Source organism: Clostridium sp. ETTB3, assembly GCF_053571985.1.
This window is the reverse complement of the sequence record NZ_CP199832.1, coordinates 2,311,703-2,333,553: the sequence shown is the minus strand read 5'-3', so window position 1 is coordinate 2,333,553 and position 21,851 is coordinate 2,311,703. Positions and strand designations below refer to the sequence as shown.

Annotated in this window: 18 protein-coding genes and 3 pseudogenes; all 21 read left to right on the top strand. The window is 29.1% G+C overall.

What is annotated here, in order from left to right:
• The first annotated feature begins 182 nt into the window (after window positions 1-182).
• Window positions 183-776, top strand: a complete 594-nt coding sequence (gene epsC, locus ACUN06_RS11285; RefSeq protein ID WP_294125407.1) for a serine O-acetyltransferase EpsC — start codon at window positions 183-185, stop codon at window positions 774-776.
• Window positions 777-1,751, top strand: a complete 975-nt coding sequence (gene queG, locus ACUN06_RS11280) for a tRNA epoxyqueuosine(34) reductase QueG (protein WP_449389816.1) — start codon at window positions 777-779, stop codon at window positions 1,749-1,751.
• 67 nt (window positions 1,752-1,818) lie between these two features.
• Entirely contained in the window at window positions 1,819-2,523 is a 705-nt protein-coding gene (locus ACUN06_RS11275; protein ID WP_291735046.1) for a lysophospholipid acyltransferase family protein, read from the top strand.
• A 46-nt stretch (window positions 2,524-2,569) separates the two neighbouring features.
• Window positions 2,570-3,214, top strand: a complete 645-nt coding sequence (gene nth / locus ACUN06_RS11270; RefSeq protein ID WP_449389815.1) for an endonuclease III — start codon at window positions 2,570-2,572, stop codon at window positions 3,212-3,214.
• Between the two features lie 162 nt (window positions 3,215-3,376).
• Window positions 3,377-4,288, top strand: coding sequence for a D-alanine--D-alanine ligase (locus tag ACUN06_RS11265; protein ID WP_412857574.1), 912 nt, complete (start codon window positions 3,377-3,379; stop codon window positions 4,286-4,288).
• A 209-nt stretch (window positions 4,289-4,497) separates the two neighbouring features.
• The gene (locus ACUN06_RS11260; RefSeq protein ID WP_449389814.1) at window positions 4,498-5,439 is read left to right on the top strand and encodes a glycoside hydrolase family 25 protein; all 942 of its coding nucleotides are present in this window, start codon (window positions 4,498-4,500) and stop codon (window positions 5,437-5,439) included.
• Window positions 5,440-6,027: 588 nt separating this feature from the next.
• The gene (locus ACUN06_RS11255; protein WP_294160853.1) at window positions 6,028-7,494 is read left to right on the top strand and encodes a VanW family protein; all 1,467 of its coding nucleotides are present in this window, start codon (window positions 6,028-6,030) and stop codon (window positions 7,492-7,494) included.
• Between the two features lie 184 nt (window positions 7,495-7,678).
• Window positions 7,679-8,509, top strand: coding sequence for a Cof-type HAD-IIB family hydrolase (locus ACUN06_RS11250; protein WP_291736427.1), 831 nt, complete (start codon window positions 7,679-7,681; stop codon window positions 8,507-8,509).
• A gap of 128 nt (window positions 8,510-8,637) precedes the next feature.
• On the top strand, window positions 8,638-9,099 hold the full coding sequence (locus tag ACUN06_RS11245; protein ID WP_294125393.1) for a tRNA (cytidine(34)-2'-O)-methyltransferase: 462 nt from the start codon (window positions 8,638-8,640) through the stop codon (window positions 9,097-9,099).
• 20 nt (window positions 9,100-9,119) lie between these two features.
• A complete protein-coding gene (locus ACUN06_RS11240; protein WP_294125391.1) occupies window positions 9,120-9,956 on the top strand; it encodes a DegV family protein in 837 nt (278 codons plus the stop codon).
• A gap of 453 nt (window positions 9,957-10,409) precedes the next feature.
• Window positions 10,410-11,444: a sugar-binding transcriptional regulator gene (locus ACUN06_RS11235; RefSeq protein ID WP_294368980.1), complete on the top strand. Its 1,035-nt coding sequence runs from the start codon at window positions 10,410-10,412 to the stop codon at window positions 11,442-11,444.
• A gap of 101 nt (window positions 11,445-11,545) precedes the next feature.
• A complete protein-coding gene (gene gap, locus ACUN06_RS11230; protein WP_291732989.1) occupies window positions 11,546-12,559 on the top strand; it encodes a type I glyceraldehyde-3-phosphate dehydrogenase in 1,014 nt (337 codons plus the stop codon).
• A 149-nt stretch (window positions 12,560-12,708) separates the two neighbouring features.
• Entirely contained in the window at window positions 12,709-13,887 is a 1,179-nt protein-coding gene (locus tag ACUN06_RS11225) for a phosphoglycerate kinase (protein ID WP_294125388.1), read from the top strand.
• 178 nt (window positions 13,888-14,065) lie between these two features.
• On the top strand, window positions 14,066-14,812 hold the full coding sequence (gene tpiA / locus ACUN06_RS11220) for a triose-phosphate isomerase (protein ID WP_291732993.1): 747 nt from the start codon (window positions 14,066-14,068) through the stop codon (window positions 14,810-14,812).
• 303 nt (window positions 14,813-15,115) lie between these two features.
• Window positions 15,116-16,648 (top strand): 2,3-bisphosphoglycerate-independent phosphoglycerate mutase, encoded by a 1,533-nt coding sequence (gene gpmI / locus ACUN06_RS11215; protein ID WP_291732996.1) that lies wholly within the window; start codon window positions 15,116-15,118, stop codon window positions 16,646-16,648.
• 245 nt (window positions 16,649-16,893) lie between these two features.
• Window positions 16,894-17,760, top strand: a complete 867-nt coding sequence (locus tag ACUN06_RS11210) for a DegV family protein (protein ID WP_449389813.1) — start codon at window positions 16,894-16,896, stop codon at window positions 17,758-17,760.
• Between the two features lie 371 nt (window positions 17,761-18,131).
• Window positions 18,132-18,716 (top strand): protein kinase family protein, encoded by a 585-nt coding sequence (locus ACUN06_RS11205; protein WP_294368970.1) that lies wholly within the window; start codon window positions 18,132-18,134, stop codon window positions 18,714-18,716.
• Between the two features lie 181 nt (window positions 18,717-18,897).
• Window positions 18,898-19,179, top strand: a pseudogene (gene eno / locus ACUN06_RS11200) (phosphopyruvate hydratase); the annotation flags it as partial.
• Window positions 19,180-19,747: 568 nt separating this feature from the next.
• Window positions 19,748-20,161 (top strand): IS200/IS605 family transposase, encoded by a 414-nt coding sequence (tnpA, locus tag ACUN06_RS11195; RefSeq protein WP_449389812.1) that lies wholly within the window; start codon window positions 19,748-19,750, stop codon window positions 20,159-20,161.
• A pseudogene (locus tag ACUN06_RS11190) lies at window positions 20,143-20,451 on the top strand (RNA-guided endonuclease TnpB family protein); the annotation flags it as partial. The gene tnpA and the pseudogene ACUN06_RS11190, both read left to right, overlap by 19 nt.
• 103 nt (window positions 20,452-20,554) lie before the next feature.
• Window positions 20,555-21,526: pseudogene (eno, locus tag ACUN06_RS11185) on the top strand (phosphopyruvate hydratase); the annotation flags it as partial.
• Between the last annotated feature and the right edge of the window lie 325 nt (window positions 21,527-21,851).

Sequence of the window (21,851 nt, the reverse complement as noted above, 5' to 3'; positions counted from 1 at the left end):
AATTCAGCTTAGTCTGAATTTTAGAAAATATATATTTAAAGGGGCTATCGCACTAAAATTTTTATACACAATATATTATTTTGAAAAATAAAAATCAACACAATATATTGTAGTATTTATTCTTAATGCGACATTCCCAACAATAACTACAAACTAAAAAATGCTTTTTTGGAGGAATATGGTTGTTTAGAAATTTAAGATATGATTTAAATAAAGTAATGGAAAATGATCCAGCAGCTAGAAGTAAGATAGAAGTATTTTTACTTTATCCAACCATACATGCATTAATAGCATATAGAATATCTCATTACTTGTATATTAATAAACTATTTTTCTTAGCTAGACTTATATCACAAATATCTAGATTTTTTACTGGAATAGAAATTCATCCTGGTGCTAAAATAGGAAGAGGTTTAGTTATAGACCATGGCATGGGGGTTGTAATAGGAGAAACAGCAGAAATAGGAGATAATGTTCTTTTATATCATGGAGTAACATTAGGTGGAACAGGAAAGGATAAAGGAAAAAGGCATCCTACTGTTGGAAATAATGTTGTAATTGGTGCAGGAGCAAAGGTATTAGGGCCTATTTATATTGGAAGTAATTCTAAAATAGGTGCAAATTCTGTAGTATTAAATAATGTTCCAGAAGGTGCAACTGCTGTAGGAATTCCAGCTAAAAATATTATTAAAATTAAAGAAGAAAAGCTAGATATAATTGAAATTAAAGATTACATGGGAAGAAAAAAACAAATATATAATGATATGGTGATATAAGTGAAGGAAAAAATAAAAAGTTATTGTAATTCAATAGGAATACAAGAGATAGGATTTGTTAAATGTAGAAGGTTTGATGAATTAATAAGCTTTTATAATTACAGAAAAGAAAATAATTTGGAAAATGAATTTGAAGAAAGTGATATAGAAAAAAGAATAAATCCTAAATTATATATGAATGAAGGGAAAACTATTATTTCAATAGCTTTCCCTTATCTTTGGAATAATGATTATGTAGAAAATGGATTTTCTAAATATACAAAGGGGTATGATTATCATAAGGTTGTTAAAATGCATTTAGATAAAATTTGCAATATGATTATTGAAGCTGGAGGAAAGGCAATTTCCTTAGTGGATAGTAATGCTTTACCAGAAAGATATATTGCATATTTAGCAGGTGTTGGATTTATAGGAAAAAATAATATGATAATAACTAAGACACATGGATCTTATGTTTTTTTAGGAGAAATTATAACAGATTTAAATTTATATGATGATGATGTAAGAAAGTTTGATGAGATAAGCAAATTTAAAGAATGCGGTGAATGTACTATTTGTTATAAAGAATGCCCAACTAAGGCTATAAATGAGTATAAAAAGAATCCTAATATTTGTACATCTTACATTACTCAAAAAAAAGAACTTACAGATATTGAAATAAAGTTTTTGAAGGATAAGATATTTGGATGTGATGTATGTCAAAATAAATGTCCATATAATGAAAATATAAGTTTTTCTAAAATAAAAGAATTTAAACCATTAGAGTTTATGGAAAATGGTAAATATGAAGTTTATGCTGAAATTAATAATAAAGCATTTAAGGAAAAGATATTACCTACTTCATGTGGATGGAGAGGCAAAAATATAATTAAACGAAATGCTATAATAAGGTTACATAATAGGGGGGGAAATATAGAAAAATATAAGGGGGATTCTCCTTACTTAAATAAATATATTGAAATATTAAATAAGTAAACATAATTGTTTACTCAATATATATAAAATATAATATTGAGTAATGGTTAAAGAGGGGGGCGTAAATTTGATATCCAAAAGAAAGGCAAGATTAATAGAATTTTTACCAGAGAAAATTGTAATAAAAATAGCTAGAAGAACTATAGATGGATATTTAAATAAGTATGCAAAAATTAATGTTAATGGTTATGAAAATATAAAAAAAGCAAATGGGGCAAAATTATTTGTTTGTAATCACTTAAGTAATTCAGATGGAATAGTATTAGATAAGATATTAAAGAAGGAATATGATCCAACGTTTGTAGCAGGAGTAAAATTAAATGATGATCCAGTTACTAACTTGGGAATTAAAATAATAAAGCATATATCAATAAAACCTAATACTGCAGATAAAGAGGCTATAATAGAGATGATAAATATTCTTAAGGGTGGAGAAAATCTACTCCTTTTTCCAGAAGGAACAAGAAGTAGAACTGGAAGATTGATTGAAGGGAAAAAGGGAGCAATTCTTGTTGCAAGAATGAGCAAGGCAAATATAATTCCTATTTCATTAACAGGCACTGAAAAATTACTTCCAATTAATGAAAAAGGGAATATGTCTCAAGAAAAATGGAATGATGCTATAGTAAATGTAAACATAGGAGAACCAATACTTATGCCTAAGAAGAATAAGAAAGAATCAAAACATGAATATGATGAAAGATGTTTAAATCATTTAATGCAAGCTATAGCACAAGGACTTCCAGAAGAATATAAGGGTGTTTATAAGTAATATAAAAATATTTTAATTAAGAATTAAAATATGGAGGGATTAAAAATTGAAACAAAGGACTAAATTAATATTAGAAGAATTAAAAAGATTATATCCAGATGCAAAATGTGAATTAAACTATGAAACTCCATTTCAATTGTTAGTAGCAACAATTTTATCTGCTCAAACTACTGATAAAAAAGTAAATGAAGTTACAAAGGATTTATTTAAGGAGTATCCAGATTTAGATGCATTTTTAACATTATCAATTGATGAATTAGAAAATAGGATTAGACAAATAGGTCTTTATAGAAGTAAAGCAAAAAACATATTAATTATGTGCAATCAATTGAAAAGTAAATTTAATGGAGAAGTTCCTAAAACAATGGATGAAATAACAAGTTTAGCTGGAGCTGGAAGAAAAACAGCTAATGTGGTATTATCAAATGCATTTGGAGTTCCATCAATTGCAGTTGATACTCATGTTTTTAGAGTATCTAATAGGTTAGCACTTGCAGATTCAGATAATGTTTTAGAAGTTGAAATGCAATTGCAAAAGGAACTTCATAAAAAGGAATGGAGCCTTACGCATCATTTATTAATATTTCACGGAAGAAGGCTATGTATGGCTAGAAATCCTAAGTGTGAAGAATGTCCACTTACTAATAGATGTAAATATTATAAAGAAAATAAAAAAAATATTAAATTATAAAAGAGTAGTTATTAATGTAAATTGTAGGAATATTAAAGTTTATATGATATAATTATAAATGAATTTCTATTAAGATTGTAAGTTTAAATATATATAATGAATTTTATATTTTACTTTCAATGAAAGAGATAAATATATTTATTTTAAATTGGGAGGATTTTAATGAAAGTTGGAGTAATAATGGGTGGAATTTCTTCAGAAAGAGAAATTTCGCTTAAAAGTGGTAATTCTATAGTAGAGAAAATAGATAAAAGTAAATATGAAGTAATACCAGTAGTTATTGATGATAAAGAAGATATAATAACTAAGGTTAAAGGATTAGATTTTGCGTTATTAGCTCTTCATGGAAAATTTGGTGAAGATGGAACTGTTCAATCTGTGCTTCAAACTTTAGATATACCATATTCAGGCTGTGGACCTATAAGTTCTGGTATATGTATGGATAAGGATTTTACTAAAAGAGTATTAAAAGCTAATGATATTAGAACAGCAAGATGGATAAATGTTTCATCAGTTGATGAAATTGATTATGATAAAATAGAAGAAATGGGATACCCTGTATTTGTTAAGCCTACTAATGGAGGTTCAAGTGTTGCAACATTTAAAGTAAAAGAAAAAAGTGAAATAAGAGCAGCAGTTGAAGAAGGATTAAAGTGGGATTGTGAAGTTATGATTGAGGAGTTTATTGAAGGTGAAGAAATAACTTGCCCTATATTTGATGGTGAAATGTGGCCTGTTATAGCAATAAAACCACATTCAGATTTCTTTGATTATACTCAAAAGTATGCAGCTAATGGTGCTGATGAAATAGTTGTAGAATTAGAAGAAAATCTTCATAAAGAAGTTGAGAAAATGGCATTAGATACTTATAAGGCGTTAAAATGCAAAGTATATGCTAGAGTTGATATGATAGTAGATAAAAATGGAGTTCCATATATATTAGAAGTTAACACATTACCAGGAATGACCCCAGCAAGTCTTTTCCCTAAAAGTGCAGCAGCAAAAAATATAAGCTATTCAGAACTATTAGATAAAATAATAGAAACATCAATTTTAGTTAGAAGCCTATTCTAGTTTCAAGTGACAAGTTTTAAGTGGAAAGTTAAGGAAGAAATTTAGCTTAGGTTGAATTTAATAAATATAATTTTAGAAACTCCCTAAGGAAGTTTCCTCATTAACTTATCACTTGCCACTTGTCACTTATCACTAACTAAAAATTACTTGTAACCATAAATAAATTCCTTAGTATTATAATACTAAGGAATTTATTTATGGGAGGACTTATGCAAAATAGGAGTGATAAAAGCTTATTTGGGATAGATATCAATGAGTATTCACAAGGAGTTGATTTTACAGTACTTGCAACAACTATAGATTTTTTATATTTACGGTCTTCTGGATCAGCAACTGGTAGGTTTAGAGTTGATAGAAAGTTTTTAGAGTTTGCTAGAAATGCAAGAAGTATGAAAATACCAGTAGGAGCTTATCATTTTGGAGTTCCAAGTTATGATTTAACTACAGCAGATTCTCAGTGTGATGATTTTATAAATATACTTCAAGATGCATTTGGAGAAAAGGATTATGGTGATTTGTTTCCGGTATTAGATGTTGAAACTCCTACAGATAAATCCATTTCTACACAAGCATTAATAAATTGGATTGAAAGATTTAAAATCAGATTTGAAAAGAAGACAAGAAGAAGATTAATGCTTTATACAGGAGTATTTTTTGTTGAAATTTATAATAATTTCTTTATACCTAATAAGGGTTATCCATTAAAAAATATGATATTATGGATTGCTTATTATACTGCAATTAGTGGAAATGCTCCAGTTCCACCAGATGTAGGTGGATGGACAAGATGGAGAGTATGGCAATATAGTGAATCAGCAACAGTTGCAGGAGTAACTAGTAAAGTAGATGCTAATTGGGGACCAAATAGTATAGATTTATTGACTCAACCAAGAAATGTTTCTGGACTTACTGTAAGTAGAAAGGGAAATACATTAAATATAAGTTGGAAAAAGAATACTGATACAGATTTAGTTGGATATAATATTTTTGCAAATAATTATTGGATTGGTACAGTAGATGCAAAAGATACTAGTTTTTCTATAAACACAAATCAATTACCATTCAAAGTAAGTGGCCCAATAAAAATAAGCATAGAAGCATTTGATAATGATGGAGAAACATCCAAAAGGAGAAGTAGCTTTACAATATAAGTGAGATTCTAAATCTTTGATTTAGCTAATCGAACTTACTCATCCGACGTTTAGGAGGAGGAGTTTCATAAATTGATTCTAAATCTTTGATTTAGCTAATCGAAGTTGCTTGAAGCTCCAAATTTTTAATTTGGTTAGCTGAAAGTACACTTTAGTGTACTCATCCGACGTTTAGGAGGAGGAGTTTCATAAATTGATTCTAAATCTTTGATTTAGCTAATCGAACTTGCTTGAAGCTCCAAATTTTTAATTTGGTTAGCTGAAAGTACACTTTAGTGTACTCATCCGACGTTTAGGAGGAGGAGTTTCATAAATTGATTCTAAATCTTTGATTTAGCCAATTTTATTAAAAGTAAAAGAATAGCATTAATGGTGATTTGTATATAAAAAAAGAAAGTGTAAACAATAACTAAACGTAAATATACAAAAAAGAAAGGCTATTCTTTTTATTTTATAATTTATAAATAAAATAGTTTTATGAATTGTAATAATTTTATTAATTGTATTAATTTAAGGAATAGAATATAATTAAAGTTATAATGCAATTTTAAGCAATTATATATATTTTTGAGTGAGAGGAGTAAGGTTGTGAATAGTGAAAAAGCAAAGGATGGAAAGTTTAAAAATATTATAGGCAAAAACAAAAACATAATAATTATAGCATCTACTGTTATAGTATTAGGTGCAGGTATTATAGGAGCTTATATTATTAATGTTGAAAATAAAGTTGCTGGGTGGAAAGAAAGAATATATCCAGGTGTACAAGCTTATGGTATAGACCTAGGTGGTAAAACAAAAGAAGAAGCAATAAATATACTTAATGAAGAGTTAGTTTCTTTAATTGGAAATAAAAATATAAAGGTTACAGTTGGAGATAAAAAATTTGAGTTAAAATATTCAGATATCACCCCATCAGTAAGTGCTAGTGAAACTGTAGAAAAAGCGTTACAATATGGGAAAGATTCAAGTTTATTTGATAAAAAGAAAATGATAGAAAATGGTATAGATGTAAAAGTTGATACTGTATTAAGCTATGATGAAGAAAAGGTTAATGAATTTGTAAATTATGTTAACGGGCAAGTTAAAATTAATGCAGTAGATGCATCTATTTCAATTAATGGAGGTAATATTTCAGTTATACCAGGTTCTAATGGAAAAAGTATAGATACAGAGGAATTAACAAATAAAATTAAGGCATGTATAGATCCAGATCCTGAAAAATTTGAAGAGGTATCAGTTGAAATGCATGAATATTCTCCAAAAATCACATCTAAATCATTAAATAAAATAGATGGAATAATATCATCTTATTCAACTACTTTTAGTAATAATGATTCAGGAAGAGTAGAAAATTTGAGAATAGCTAGTGGATATATTAATGGAACACTATTAATGCCAGGAGATGAATTTAGTTATAATAATACTATAGGACCAACAACTGCTGAAAGAGGATATAAAAAAGCAAATACATATGTAGGATCTAAAATAGTTCCTGATTACGGTGGTGGTGTATGCCAAGTATCAAGTACTCTTTATAGAGCTATAATTCAGGCTAATATAAGATCTACAGAAAGAAGAAATCATTCAATGACAGTTGGATATGCAGCACCAGGATTAGATGCAACAGTTGCAGCTGGATACATTGATTATAAATTTGTAAATACTTATGATTTTCCAATATATATTCAAGGATATTTATCAGGAAACAGAGTTGTATTTAATATTTTTGGTAACAAGGAAGCAATGAATGGAAAAACTTATGAACTTGTTAATGAAATATTAGAAACTTATAATTATGGAACAGAAGAAGTTAAAGACTCTACTTTAAATGAAGGAACAAGAATTGTAACATCATCTGGAGTTAATGGATGTAAAGCTAGTGGTTATTTAGTTACTTATCAAAATGGGGTGCAAATAAATAAGGAACTTATTTCAACAGACATTTATACAGCTAAAAATCAAGTTGTAAGTGTAGGAACTAAAAAGGCACAAGAACAAACTCCAGTAGAAGCAAAGCCAGAGCAAGATAATCAAGAGCAAGTAGTACCGCAATAAATAGAGTATTCTGTGAATTGATAAAATTTAAAAAGTGTAAATTAAAAAAAGTTGTCATAATATGTGTTAAAGATGTAAAATGTCAATAGCATGATATTATGACTTTTTAACATTTCATAGAAGGTATTTATAAAATATATTATATGAATTTATGTTTTAAGATCAGATTATAAGGAGTTTTACAATGAAGTATAAAATGATATGTATAGATATGGATGGTACTTTATTAGGGAAAAGGAAAAGAATTTCAGAGAGAAATAAAAATGCAATAAAACAAGCACATGATAAAGGAATTGAAATAGTTGTAACAACAGGTAGGTTGTATAATAATGCAGCATATTTTTCAAAACTTTTAGGTGTAGATTCTCCTGTAATAGCGGCAAATGGAGCAATTGTTATTGATCAAAAAAATAATGAGGTTATATATGAATGTGGTATTCCTAAAGATGAGTGTATTAAAATATTAAAAATATTAATAAAATATAATTCCTTTTTTCAATTTAACACAAGAAATATGATTTATTGTAACAATTGGATTACTAAAACAGCTACTAAAAGTTATATGACAAAACAACATTTTTTTGAGCATTTACAAGTAGAATATGAAATTGTAAAAAGTCAAGAATGTTGGATAAATATATTTAATAAGGAAGAAGTAGATAAAAGTATTGTTTTTACACCACTTAAATCAACTATGATTAAAATAAAAGATGAAATAAATAAATTAAATAGTGTAGATTGTTTTGCATCAGGGGATCATAGTTTAGAAATTAATTATAAAGATGTATCAAAAGGAAATGCAATTAAATCATTACTTGACAAATATAAAATTAAAGAAGAAGAATTAGTTTGTATTGGTGACAATGAAAATGATATATCAATGATTAAGTTAGCAGGCTTGGGAATTGCAATGGGAAATGCAATATCTGAAGTTAAAAATATAGCAGATTATATAACAGATACTAATAAAAGAGATGGTGTAGCAAAGGCTATTGAAAAGTTTATATTAAAATAAACTTAAAAAATTAACAAAGTGTAAAATACTTTGACTATTAAAGGACTATATAGTATCATAAAATATATATAAATAGTGTAAAGTAAGATGTTATAACATCTTACTTTTTATTTTGGAAGGTGAAATTTTTGAATTTAAATATAGTTTTATATCAACCAGAAATACCACAAAATACAGGAAATATTGCAAGAACTTGTGTATTAACTGATTCAACTCTTCATTTAATAAAACCTTTAGGGTTTAGCATTGATGATAAGGCTGTTAGAAGATCAGGATTAGATTATTGGAAGGACTTAAAATTAGAAGTTCATGAATCATATGAAGATTTTATAGCTAAGTATGGAGATAGAAGAATATTTTTATCAACTACTCATGGAGGAAATATATATTCTGATGAAAAATTCCAAGATGGAGATTTTATAATGTTTGGAAGAGAATCTTCAGGTGTTCCAGAAAGTGTACATAATGCTCATATGGGAATAAGAGTACCTATGGTTAAAAGTAGCACAAGAAGCTTAAACTTATCAAATACTGTAGCAATAATAGCTTATGAAGCATTAAAACAAATTGGATTTCCAAATATGAAATAATAATGATAGGGGGTACTTGTATGGAAAAAATTAAGATTATTACTGATAGTACTTTAGATTTACCTGCAGATCTTATTAAAGAAAAGGGAATTGAAGTTTTACCTTTATTAATTAACTTTGGAGAAGAAAGCTACTTAGATGGAGTTGAAATAAACATTCATCAAATGTTAGAAAGAATAGAAAAAGATAATATTCTTCCAACTACAGCTCAAGTTACACCAAACAGATTTGAGGAAGTATTTAAAAAATATTTAGATGAAGGTTATAAAATAGTAGCATTACTTTTATCATCAGAAATGAGTGGAACTTACCAATCAGCTTGCATAGCAAAAAATATTTTAGAAAGTGATGATATTGTTGTAATTGATTCTAAAAATGTAACTTCAGGATTAGGAGTTTTAGCATTAAAAGCTTGTGAATTTAGAGATAATGGAGATAGCATTATTGAAATTGAAGAAAAAATTAAGGTGTTAATTCCAAAGGTAAGAAGCTCATTAGGATTTGAATCATTAGAAAACTTAGTAAGAGGTGGAAGACTTTCTAAAACAGCAGGTACTATAGGTAGTGTTTTAGGCTTAAGACTTATTTTAGAAGTAAAAGATGGGAAAATGGCTGTTAAAGATAAGGTTAGAGGAAGTAAAAAAGCCTTAAAGAAAATAATTTCTGATTTTGAAAATGGAAATGTAGATATGGAGTCTCCAATAGTATTATTAGAAATTTTAAATCAAGAAATTTATTTAGGATTAAAGAAATATTTTGAAGAAAATGATGTGAATTATATAGATGCTAAAGTTGGATGTACAGTTGGAATACATTCAGGAATTAAAGCATGTGGTATTTTCTTTATTGAAAAATAGTTATCATATTTGGGGCTGACGCACTGAAACTTTTATACACAATATATTGTTTTAAAAAATAAAAATCAACACAATATATTGTAGTATTTATTCTTAATGCGTCATCCCCTTTTTCATAAGGAATATTAATTAAAGTACTATAAATAAGCAGTTTAAAATATTAAAAATCAATGAAAAAAATAAACATCTACCTTGGAATATTAAGGGGAAAGTGGAATATTGTTTTTGAATATAGTAATATCAAAATACATAAAATATAAAGGTAAATTTAGAAAATAAATATATTAATTATATTAAATATAACTAAATTTAATAAATTTAATTAAAAAAAGAAAAAAATATAAAAAAAATTACTAGAAAGACTTTCAAATTTTAGATATCTGTTTTATAATAATAAATGTGGGACATAAAAGTCATTGCTGGGACATTTTTAGTCCAAAAGGAGGGGCTGAAGTGCAGGAAATATTAGAATTGCAAAAAAAGATAGTTCCTGAGCTAGTAGAAGTTCTTGAAAAACGATATAATGTTTTAAGAACAATTTATTATAACCAACCTATTGGAAGAAGAATGCTAGCAAGTGAACTAGATCTTGGTGAAAGAGTAGTTAGAAATGAAATTGATTTATTAAAATCACAAAACTTAATAGAAATAAATACCCCTGGTATGACAGTTACAAAAGATGGACAAAATGTCTTAGAGGGATTAAAAGAATTTATTTATCAAATTAAGGGATTAAATGACATTGAGAAATGTATTAAATCATTTTTAGGTGTAAAAGATGTTGTAATAGTTCCAGGAAATGTTAATGAAAATCCAGAAACAATTAAGGAACTAGGTAAAGCAGCAGCTAACTATGTAAAAAATATCATTAAGGATCATGATATAATAGCCATAACTGGAGGAAGTACAATTAAGGAAGTTGTGGAAGCTTTCCCTAAGATAAATAATGTTTCAGATATTCTTGTTATTCCAGCTAGAGGCGGAATGGGAAGAAAAGTTGAAAGTCAAGCTAATTATTTAGCTGCATCATTAGCAAACAAGCTTGATGGTACTTATAAATTACTTCATATTCCAGAAAATGTTAGTCTGAATGTTTTAGAAGGACTTCTTAAAGAAAAACAAATAAAAGAAGTTATTGATAATATTCATAATGCAGATATTTTAATTTATGGAATAGGAAATGCAATTCACATGGCTAAAAAGCGTGGATTATCAGAGGAATATATAAGTAAACTTAAAAGTATTGGAGCAGTTGGTGAAGCTTATGGATGTTATTTTAATAAAAATTCACAAGTAGTTTCAGAAAACACACCAATTGGAATAAATTTCAATGACTCAAAGAAAATTAACACACATATTGCTGTAGCCGCAGGAGAAAATAAAGTTGAAGCAATTATTGCTACTGAAATGAACAATGAAAAGGCTGTTTTAGTAACAGATGAAGCTGCAGGGAGAAAAATTGCTAAATTAATAGAATCTCATAAATAGATTTTCAAAAATAGTAATTAATTAAAACTTTGAGAAATTTTTAATCATGATTTAAAATTTAATTTTAAATATATAATATCTATTTTTAGGAGGTAATTGTAATGGTAAGAGTTGCAATTAATGGTTTTGGACGTATAGGACGTCTTGCATTTAGACAAATGTTTGGAGCTGAAGGGTACGAAGTAGTTGCTATCAACGATTTAACAAGCCCAAAAATGTTAGCTCACTTATTAAAATATGATTCAGCACAAGGAAGATACGCTTTAGGTGATACAGTTACTGCTGGTGAAAACTCAATCACTGTAGATGGAAAAGAAATCAGAATATATGCTGAAGCTGATGCTTCTAAATTACCATGGGGTGAATTAGATGTTGACGTAGTATTAGAATGTACTGGATTCTACGTATCAAAAGCTAAGTCTCAAGCTCACATTGAAGCAGGTGCTAAGAAAGTTGTTATATCAGCTCCAGCTGGAAACGACCTTCCAACAGTTGTATTCAACGTAAACCAAGATATCTTAACTGCTGAAGATAACATAATTTCAGCTGCATCTTGTACTACAAACTGCTTAGCTCCAATGGCTAAAGCATTAAATGACTATGCTACAATCCAATCTGGTATAATGTCTACAATCCACGCTTACACTGGAGACCAAATGATCTTAGACGGTCCTCAAAGAAAAGGTGATTTAAGAAGAGCTAGAGCTGGAGCTGTTAACATAGTTCCTAACTCAACTGGAGCTGCTAAAGCTATCGGATTAGTTATCCCAGAATTAAACGGAAAATTAATCGGTTCTGCACAAAGAGTACCAGTTCCAACTGGATCAAGCACAATCTTAGTTGCTGTAGTTAAGGGTGAAAATGTAACTGTAGAAGGAATCAACGCTGCTATGAAAGCTGCTTCTAACGAATCATTCGGTTACACTGAAGAAGAATTAGTTTCTTCAGACATCATCGGAATCAAGTACGGTTCATTATTTGATGCAACTCAAACTATGGTATCTGAAATCGGAGAAGGATTATACCAAGTTCAAGTTGTTTCATGGTATGACAACGAAAACTCATACACTAGCCAAATGGTTAGAACTATTAAATACTTCGCTGAATTAGCTTAATTTTAATAGATAATTATATATGGATTTAGATGCTTATAAAAGCACTCTTATAAGATCCTAAACAGGGTCCGGTCTCTAAGGCATACTTATAAGACCGGGCCTATTTTAAAATTATAGATAAAACTATAAAAATTTATGAGGTGAAAAGAATGAGCTTTAATAAAAAGACAATTGAAGATGTTCAAGTTAAAGGTAAAAGAGTTTTAGTAAGATGTGACTTTAACGTACCATTAAAAGATGGAGTTATAACTGATGAAAATAGATTAGTAGGAGCTCTTCCAACAATCAAATACTTAATTGAAAATGGAGCTAAAGTTATACTTTGCTCACACTTAGGAAAAGATGCATCTAAGAGCTTAGCACCAGTTGCTGTAAGATTAAGCGAAATGTTAGGTAAAGAAGTTGTTTTCGCTAGAGACGAAGAAGTTGTTGGAGAAAACGCTAGAAAAGCTGTTGCTGATATGAAAGACGGAGATGTTGTATTATTAGAAAACACTAGATGCAGAAAAGAAGAAACTAAGAACGGAGAAGAATTATCTAAGGAATTAGCTTCTTTATGTGACATTTATGTTAACGATGCATTTGGAACAGCTCACAGAGCTCACTCATCAACTGTAGGAGTAACTAACTACGTTGATACAGCTGTATGCGGATACTTAATTCAAAAAGAATTAAAGTTCTTAGGAGAAGCTGTAAATAACCCAGTTAGACCTTTCGTTGCTATATTAGGTGGATCTAAGGTTTCTGATAAAATAGCTGTTATCAACAACTTATTAGAAAAAGTTGATACAATTATCATTGGTGGAGGAATGGCTTATACATTCTTAAAAGCTCAAGGATATGAAATCGGAACTTCTTTATGTGAAGATGATAGAATGGATTACGCTAAGGAAATGATAGCTAAAGCTGAAGCTAAAGGTGTTAAATTCTTATTACCAGTAGATCACAGAATTGCTGATGGATTCAAGGATGTTGAAGCTAAGGTTACTGAAGATCAAAATATTCCAGCTGGATATATGGGATTAGATATCGGACCTAAGACAGAAGCTTTATATGCTGAAGCAATAAAAGATGCTAAGACAGTTATCTGGAACGGACCAATGGGAGTATTCGAATTCGAAAACTTCAACAAAGGAACAATTGCTGTTGCTAAAGCTATGGCAGATGCAGATGCTACAACAGTTATCGGTGGAGGAGACTCAGCTGCTGCTGTTAATATCTTAGGATTTGGAGATAAGATGACTCACATTTCTACAGGTGGTGGAGCTTCTTTAGAATTCTTAGAAGGTAAAACATTACCAGGAATTGCTGCTTTAAACGACAAGTAGAAATATTTAAGAGTGGCAAGTGATAAGTGGCAAGTTGAGGAAAAAATTCAGCTTAGGCTGAATTTTAGAAAAATATATTTTTAGAAGCTTCATTAGGAGTTTCTACCTTAACTTGTCATTTGTAACTGTAAACTTGTTACTAAAAACTTTTAAAAAAATTTTATTAGAGGTGAATTAAATGAGAAAGGCTATTATTGCTGGAAACTGGAAAATGCACTATACTCCAGAAGAAGCTGTTAAAGTTATAAATGAATTAAAGCCATTAGTAAAGGATGCTACTTGTGATGTAGTAGTTTGTCCTACTTTTGTTTGCTTAGATGCTGTATTAAAGGCAGTTGAAGGATCAAACATTAAAGTTGCAGCTCAAAACATGCACTTTGAAGAAAAGGGAGCTTTCACTGGTGAAGTTGCTCCAGGAATGTTAGAAGCTATGGGAGTTAGCTATGTTGTTTTAGGACACAGTGAAAGAAGAGAATACTTCAATGAAACTGATGAAGCTTTAAACAAAAAAGTTAAAGCTGCATTTGCTCATAATTTAACTCCAATCCTTTGCTGTGGAGAAACTTTAGAGCAAAGAGAAAATGGAACAACTAATGAAGTTGTTGGAGCTCAAATCAAAGCTGATTTAGAAGGTTTATCACCAGAATTAGCAGAAAAAGTTGTTATAGCTTACGAACCAATTTGGGCTATCGGAACTGGTAAGACTGCTACTGATGAGCAAGCTAACGAAACAATAAAAGCAATTAGAAACATCTTAGCTGAAATGTTTGGTAAAGAAGTTGCTGACAAGATAAGAATTCAATACGGTGGATCAGTTAAGCCAGGAACTATAAAAGCTCAAATGGCTCAATCTGATATCGATGGTGCTTTAGTTGGTGGAGCTAGTTTAGTTGCTACTGACTTTGCTCAAATCGTAAACTACTAAAATTAATAAAAGAAATCCTCTGCTAGGGATTTCTTTTTTTGCTTTTTAGTAAACTTTTCAATTTAAAACAATTAAATATTTTTGGGTTATTTAGCAAAAAATAAATTATCAGAAAATTTTTTAGACAAACGTTTACAAGAAATTAACTATATTGTTTAGCTATAATAATTATAGTATAATAAACATGGTTCAATTAAAGGTACTAAGGACAAGTGAGGTTCAATTGTCTTTAATTATATAATGAAACTCACAGAGGTATAATTTTTTTGAAACTAAAAAGTATATATATATTTGGAGGGAATTATGGCAAAGAAACCTGTAATGTTAATGATATTAGATGGATTTGGAATAGCTCCAGCAGGAGATGGAAATGCAGTTGCTGCTGCAAATAAACCAAATTATGATAAATTAGTTGCAAACTATCCTCACTCACAATTACAAGCAAGTGGTATGTTTGTTGGATTACCAGATGGGCAAATGGGTAACTCAGAAGTTGGTCATTTAAATATTGGAGCAGGAAGAATTATATATCAAGAATTAACAAGAATAACTAAAGAAATAAATGAAGGTGGATTCTTTAAAAATGAAGCATTATTAAAAGCTATGGAAAATGCTAAAAATGATAATAGTGCATTACACTTAATGGGATTATTATCTAATGGTGGAGTTCACTCACATATAGATCATTTAAAAGGATTATTAAAATTAGCTAAAGAACAAGAAGTTAAAAATGTATATGTTCACTGCTTTATGGATGGTAGAGATGTTGCCCCTGGTTCAGGAAAAGACTTCGTTGTTGAATTAGAAAATTACATGGCTGAACTTGGAGTAGGTAAAATTGCTACTATTTCAGGAAGATACTATGCAATGGATAGAGATAACAGATGGGAAAGAGTACAATTAGCATATGATGCAATGGTACTTGGAAAAGGTGAAACTGCTACATCTGCTGTTGAAGGTATTGAAAAATCTTATGCTGATAATAAATCAGATGAATTCGTAATTCCATGTGTTATAGAAGAAAATGGAGCTCCAACAGGAACTATTAAAAATGGAGATTCAGTAGTATTCTTTAATTTTAGACCTGATAGAGCTAGAGAAATAACTAGAGCTATAAATGATAAAGAATTTACAGGATTTGAGAGAGAAACTTTAGATTTAGTATTTGTAACAATGACTCAATACGATAAAACTTTAGAAGGTGTTGAAGTTGCTTACAGACCAGAAGCTATAACTAATACTTTAGGTGAATATGTTGCTTCTAAGGGATTAAATCAATTAAGAATAGCAGAAACAGAAAAATATGCTCACGTTACATTCTTCTTCAACGGTGGTGTTGAAAAAGAAAACGAAGGTGAAGATAGAGCTCTTATTGCATCTCCAAAGGTTGCAACTTATGACTTAAAGCCAGAAATGAGTGCACCAGAATTAACAGATGAATTAATAAAGAGATTAGATTCAGATAAATATGATATGATTATATTAAACTATGCTAATCCAGATATGGTTGGACATACAGGAGTAATGGAAGCTGCTAAGGCTGCTGTTGAGGCTGTAGATACTTGCTTAGGAAGAGTTGTTGATAAAGTTTTAGAGTTAGATGGAACAGTATTTATAACTGCTGACCACGGAAATGCTGAAACTATGATAGATGCTGAAACTGGAAATCCATTTACAGCACATACAACTGATCCAGTTCCATTTGTATGGGTATCTAATCATACAGATGGTAAATCTTTAAAAGATGGTAAGTTAGCTGACATAGCACCAACAATGTTAACAGTTATGGGATTAGATGTTCCTGCTGAAATGACAGGTGAATCTTTAATAAAATAGTTTTAAGGAGAGGGGATATCCCCTCTTCTTTTTATATGTTAGAAAGCATAAAATTTTTTAAAGTTGTAAAGCAGAAGAAACTCAATAGTTTTAAATATTTATGGCAATATAAATAAATTTAGCTTAATTTATATATTTTTATCATAAAATTTGATAATCAAAATATTTGACAATAATAATAAATAAATATATAATTTCATTAAGGAATAAATAAAATAATTAAAAATTAAATGAGGATAAAAATTATGGGAATTAAGATAATAACAGATTCAGCATGTGACTTAACAAAAGAATATATAGAATCAGAAAATATAGGGTTAGTATCATTAATATTAAATTTAAATGGGAAATTAATAAAAGATGATTTAGGAAAAACATTAACTTATAAAGAGTTTTATACTGAAATGAGAAAAGGTGCAACACCTACAACATCACAAATAAATTCATATGATTTTGAAGAAGAATTTATAAAGCATATAAAGAATGGTGATTCAATTATATATATATCATTATCATCAAATTTAAGTGGTACATTTAATAGTGCCAATATAGCAAAAAATAATTTAATTGAGGAATATCTTGATGCAAAGATTTATTTAGTAGATTCATTAAGCGTGTCTGTAGGTCAAGGGTTTTTAGTGGAAAAGGCATGTGATATGAGAAATAATGGGTTAAATGCAGAGGAAATTGTTAATTGGTTAGAAGAGAATAAAAGAAAAGTAGTTCATTCTATATTAATAGATGATTTAAATCATTTAAAAAGGGGAGGACGTATTTCAAGTACAATAGCAACTATTGGAGGATTATTAAATATAAAACCCACTTTATATATTGATGATGATGGTAAATTAGTTCAAGGTGAAAAGATTAAAGGAAAGAAAAAAGCTTTAAGGTTTTTGGTTAATGAAGTAAAGGAAAGAGCTATAAATACTGAAAATGAGACATTATATATATGTCATGGAGATTGCTTAGAGGAAGCAGAAACATTAAAAAATATGATATTAGAAGAAGTTAAATTTAAAAATATAGTAATTAATTATATTGGAAATGTTGTAGGAGCCCATGCAGGCCCAGGAGTTTTAGCAGCATTATTTTTAGGAGAAAATAGATAAATAAAGTATTTAAATTAGATTCAAAGGATACATCTTATATTATTGCAATAGTAGATGAAGAACAATTTGTTAGACATGTTTACTTTGGTAAAAAGATATTAGATAAAAACGTTAATTATTTATGATAGTTTCCCAATGGAATACTCAACACATGGCATAGGTGATTTTAGAGAATCGTGCTTATAAGTAAGAGATAGTAAGGGGCATACTGCTTGTAAATTACAATATATATCACATGAAATATTTAAGATAAGAATTACTAAAAAATTAAATATTTTAGGATGGCAAGGATTTTTAGATAGAACAATGGGTGTTATAAATACATATAGTTATTAATATAATAATACAAATATTAATTAAGGTAGGTTATAATGGCTAGGACATATGCATATTCAGCAGACTTTGATAAAGAAGTAGAAAGTCTATTTAAAGATGCTAAGTTATTAGGGGAAGGTCATAATGGAATTGTTTATGAGGTACCAGGAAATAAAGCAATAAAAATATTTACGAATAAAAAGGTTTGTAAAAGTGAGGCTGAAATATTATACAAAGTTAAAAAATCAAAGTATTTTCCTAACATATATAAAAATGGAGACTTTTATATATTAAGAGAAATGGTACATGGTAAAAGGTTAGATAATTATATTGAGGAAAATGGATTAAGTCAACAATTAATTTATAACATATATATATTGATAAAAGAATTTAAATACTTAAAATTTACAAAACTTGATGCTAGGTGTAGAGATATATATGTAAATAAAGATGAAAGAGTAAAAGTGATAGACCCAAAACAATGCTACAAAAGAAAAGTTGACTATCCAAGACATTTAATGAAAGGTCTTGATGGAAAAGATATATTAGAAGAGTTTTTAAGGGGAATTTATATAATAGATAGAAGAAAAGCTGAGGAATGGGAAAAAAAAATAAAATTATATTATTTAAATGATTATTAAATTTATAATTTAAGGGAAGTTAGTATAGCTTCCCTAATTTTATGATGAAAATATAAAAATATATAAATATATAATTATAATTTAATGAATATTATTTATTTTCAATGTAAAAAATAAATAAGTAGATATTTTAGGAACAAATAAAAATTTCATTTATTTCTAAAAATAAGGAGGAGTAAGAATGAAAAATTTTGTTGAAATTGTAGATGTTGTTGCAAGACAAATATTAGATTCAAGATGTTTTCCAACAGTTGAAGTTGAAGTTTATCTAGAAGATGGAACAATGGGTAGAGCAGCAGTTCCATCAGGAGCATCAACTGGGATTTATGAAGCAGTTGAATTAAGAGATGGAAAAAAAGATTATTACATGGGAAAAGGTGTCTTAAAGGCTGTTGAAAATGTAAATGATACAATAGCTGAAGAACTAATAGGTTGTAATGTTTTTGATCAAACATATATTGATTAGAATGGCTACGCACACTCGCGACTTTAGTCATGAGTTAGTAGCCAAAATAGTCAGCATATAGAGAAATCTATATGTAGAGATAGGGTGATACCTATCCAATACTACTTGAATTGCTGGAAACTTGTAAAGCTAACTAAACCACAACGTAAACATGAAACAAGGTTAGGCGTGAAGGTTACGAAAGTAGAAAAAATTAGTTAGATGACATAAGGTTAAATCCTAAGTGTTTATAGAATCGATAATCAGCAGGTAAGCCTCGAATAGAGGAAACTTCAACGACTATCCCTCCTGAGGGGAGTACATTACAAGCTATTGGTAATGGAAGTGGGTAGACCTAAACAGATAATGCTGTAGGATAAGATATAGTCTGTGCTTATATGAAAATATAAGAAGTTCATAAGAGAACTGCATAGAAAGTAGCGTTTCTATGTGAACGACAACCTCAAAAACGATTAAAGTTAAGAACTTACGGTTCTTACATATGTTATTTAAAAATATAATATTAATCCTTGAAAATAATTAATTATATTCAATACATATGTTAATATAATTATAGGTGATAAAAATGGAAGTAACTTATGGTAGAGGGTATGTATATTCTATACAATACCATATAGTATGGTGTGTAAAATATAGACATCCAATATTAACAAATGAAGTTGAAAAAAGATTATTTGAGATTTTGTATAAAATTGCAGAAGATAATAAATTTCAGATACTAGAGTGCAATGGAGATAAAGACCATATACATCTTTTAATAAATTGTTCTCCGCAAAATTACATACCAGATATGATAAAAGCCTTAAAAGGTGTATCGGCAAGATTGTTAATGAAAGAATACGGAGATGATTTGAAAAAGAAGTTATGGGGAGGACATCTTTGGAACCCTAGCTATTTTGTTGCTACTGTATCAGAAAATACAGAAGAACAGGTAAAAGCATATATACAAAATCAAAAAATATTGAAAATTTGCAAGTAAAGAATATGATTAAAAATAAAAAACTTGCTCAATCAATATCAGATGTATCATGGTTAGAATTTACAAGGCAATTAGAATATAAGTCTAACTGGTATGGTAGAAAAGTAATTAAAGTAGATAAATTCTTTGCAAGTTCACAATTGTGTAGTAAATGTGGATATAAAAATGAAGAAGTAAAAGATTTGAGTATTAGAGAATGGATTTGTCCAGAATGTGGTGCTAATCACAATAGAGATATAAATGCAGCGATTAACATATTGAATGAAGGATTAAGAAATATGACTATATAAATAGATAATATATATAAGAACCGTAGGAACTACGGGGATAGCTTGGTTATGCTTAGCACACTAGTGCTATCGACCAAGAACCCTGCGACTTTAGTCGTGGGAGGTTCAGAAAATGTTAATAGAGCTGGATGGAAGCAATAATAAAGGAAAATTAGGAGCTAATGCTATTTTAGGTGTTTCATTAGCAGTAGCACAAGCAGCAGCTAATTATTTAGGATTACCTTTATATCAATATGTTGGAGGAGTAAATGCAAAAGTGCTTCCAGTTCCAATGATGAATATTATTAATGGTGGATCACATGCAGATAACTCAGTTGATCTTCAAGAATTTATGGTTATGCCAGTGGGTTTTGATAACTTTGATAAGGCTGTTCAAGCTTGTGCAGAAGTTTATCATGCATTAAAGAAAACTTTAAATGAAAAAAATTACTCAACTGGTGTTGGTGATGAAGGTGGATTTGCTCCTAACTTAAAATCAAATGAAGAAGCTATAGAAATCATATTAGAAGCTATAACTAAAGCTGGATATGAACCAGGTAAAGATATATTTATAGCTATAGATGCTGCTTCATCTGAATATTACAAAGATGGTAAGTATGTATTAGAACATGAAGGAAAGACATTAACAGCATCAGAAATGGTTGATTTTTTTGAAGATTGGGTAAATAAATATCCTATTATTTCTATTGAAGATGGAATGGCTGAAGAGGATTGGGAAGGATGGAAGCTTCTAACTGATAGATTAGGAAAGAAAGTTCAATTAGTTGGTGATGATTTATTTGTTACTAACACTCAAAGATTAGAAGAAGGTATTAAAAAAGGTGTTGGTAACTCAATTTTAATTAAATTAAATCAAATTGGTACTTTAACAGAAACATTAAATGCTATAGAAATGGCTAATAGAGCAGGTTATACTGCAGTTATTTCTCATAGAAGTGGAGAAACAGAAGATACTACTATAGCTGATTTAGTTGTAGCTGTTAATGCTGGTCAAATTAAAACAGGGGCACCTGCAAGATCAGAAAGAGTTGCTAAATATAATCAATTAATTAGAATTTCTGAAGAACTTGATTAGAATGGCTACGCACACTCGCGACTTTAGTCATGAGTTAGTAGCCAAAATAGTCAGCATATAGAGAAATCTATATGTAGAGATAGGGTGATACCTATCCAATACTACTTGAATTGCTGGAAACTCGTAAAGCTAACTAAACCACAACGTAAACATGAAACAAGGTTAGGCGTGAAGGTTACGAAAGTAGAAAAAATTAGTTAGATGGCATAAGGTTAAATCCTAAGTGTTTATAGAATCGATAATCAGCAGGTAAGCCTCGAATAGAGGAAACTTCAACGACTATCCCTCCTGAGGGGAGTACATTACAAGCTATTGGTAATGGAAG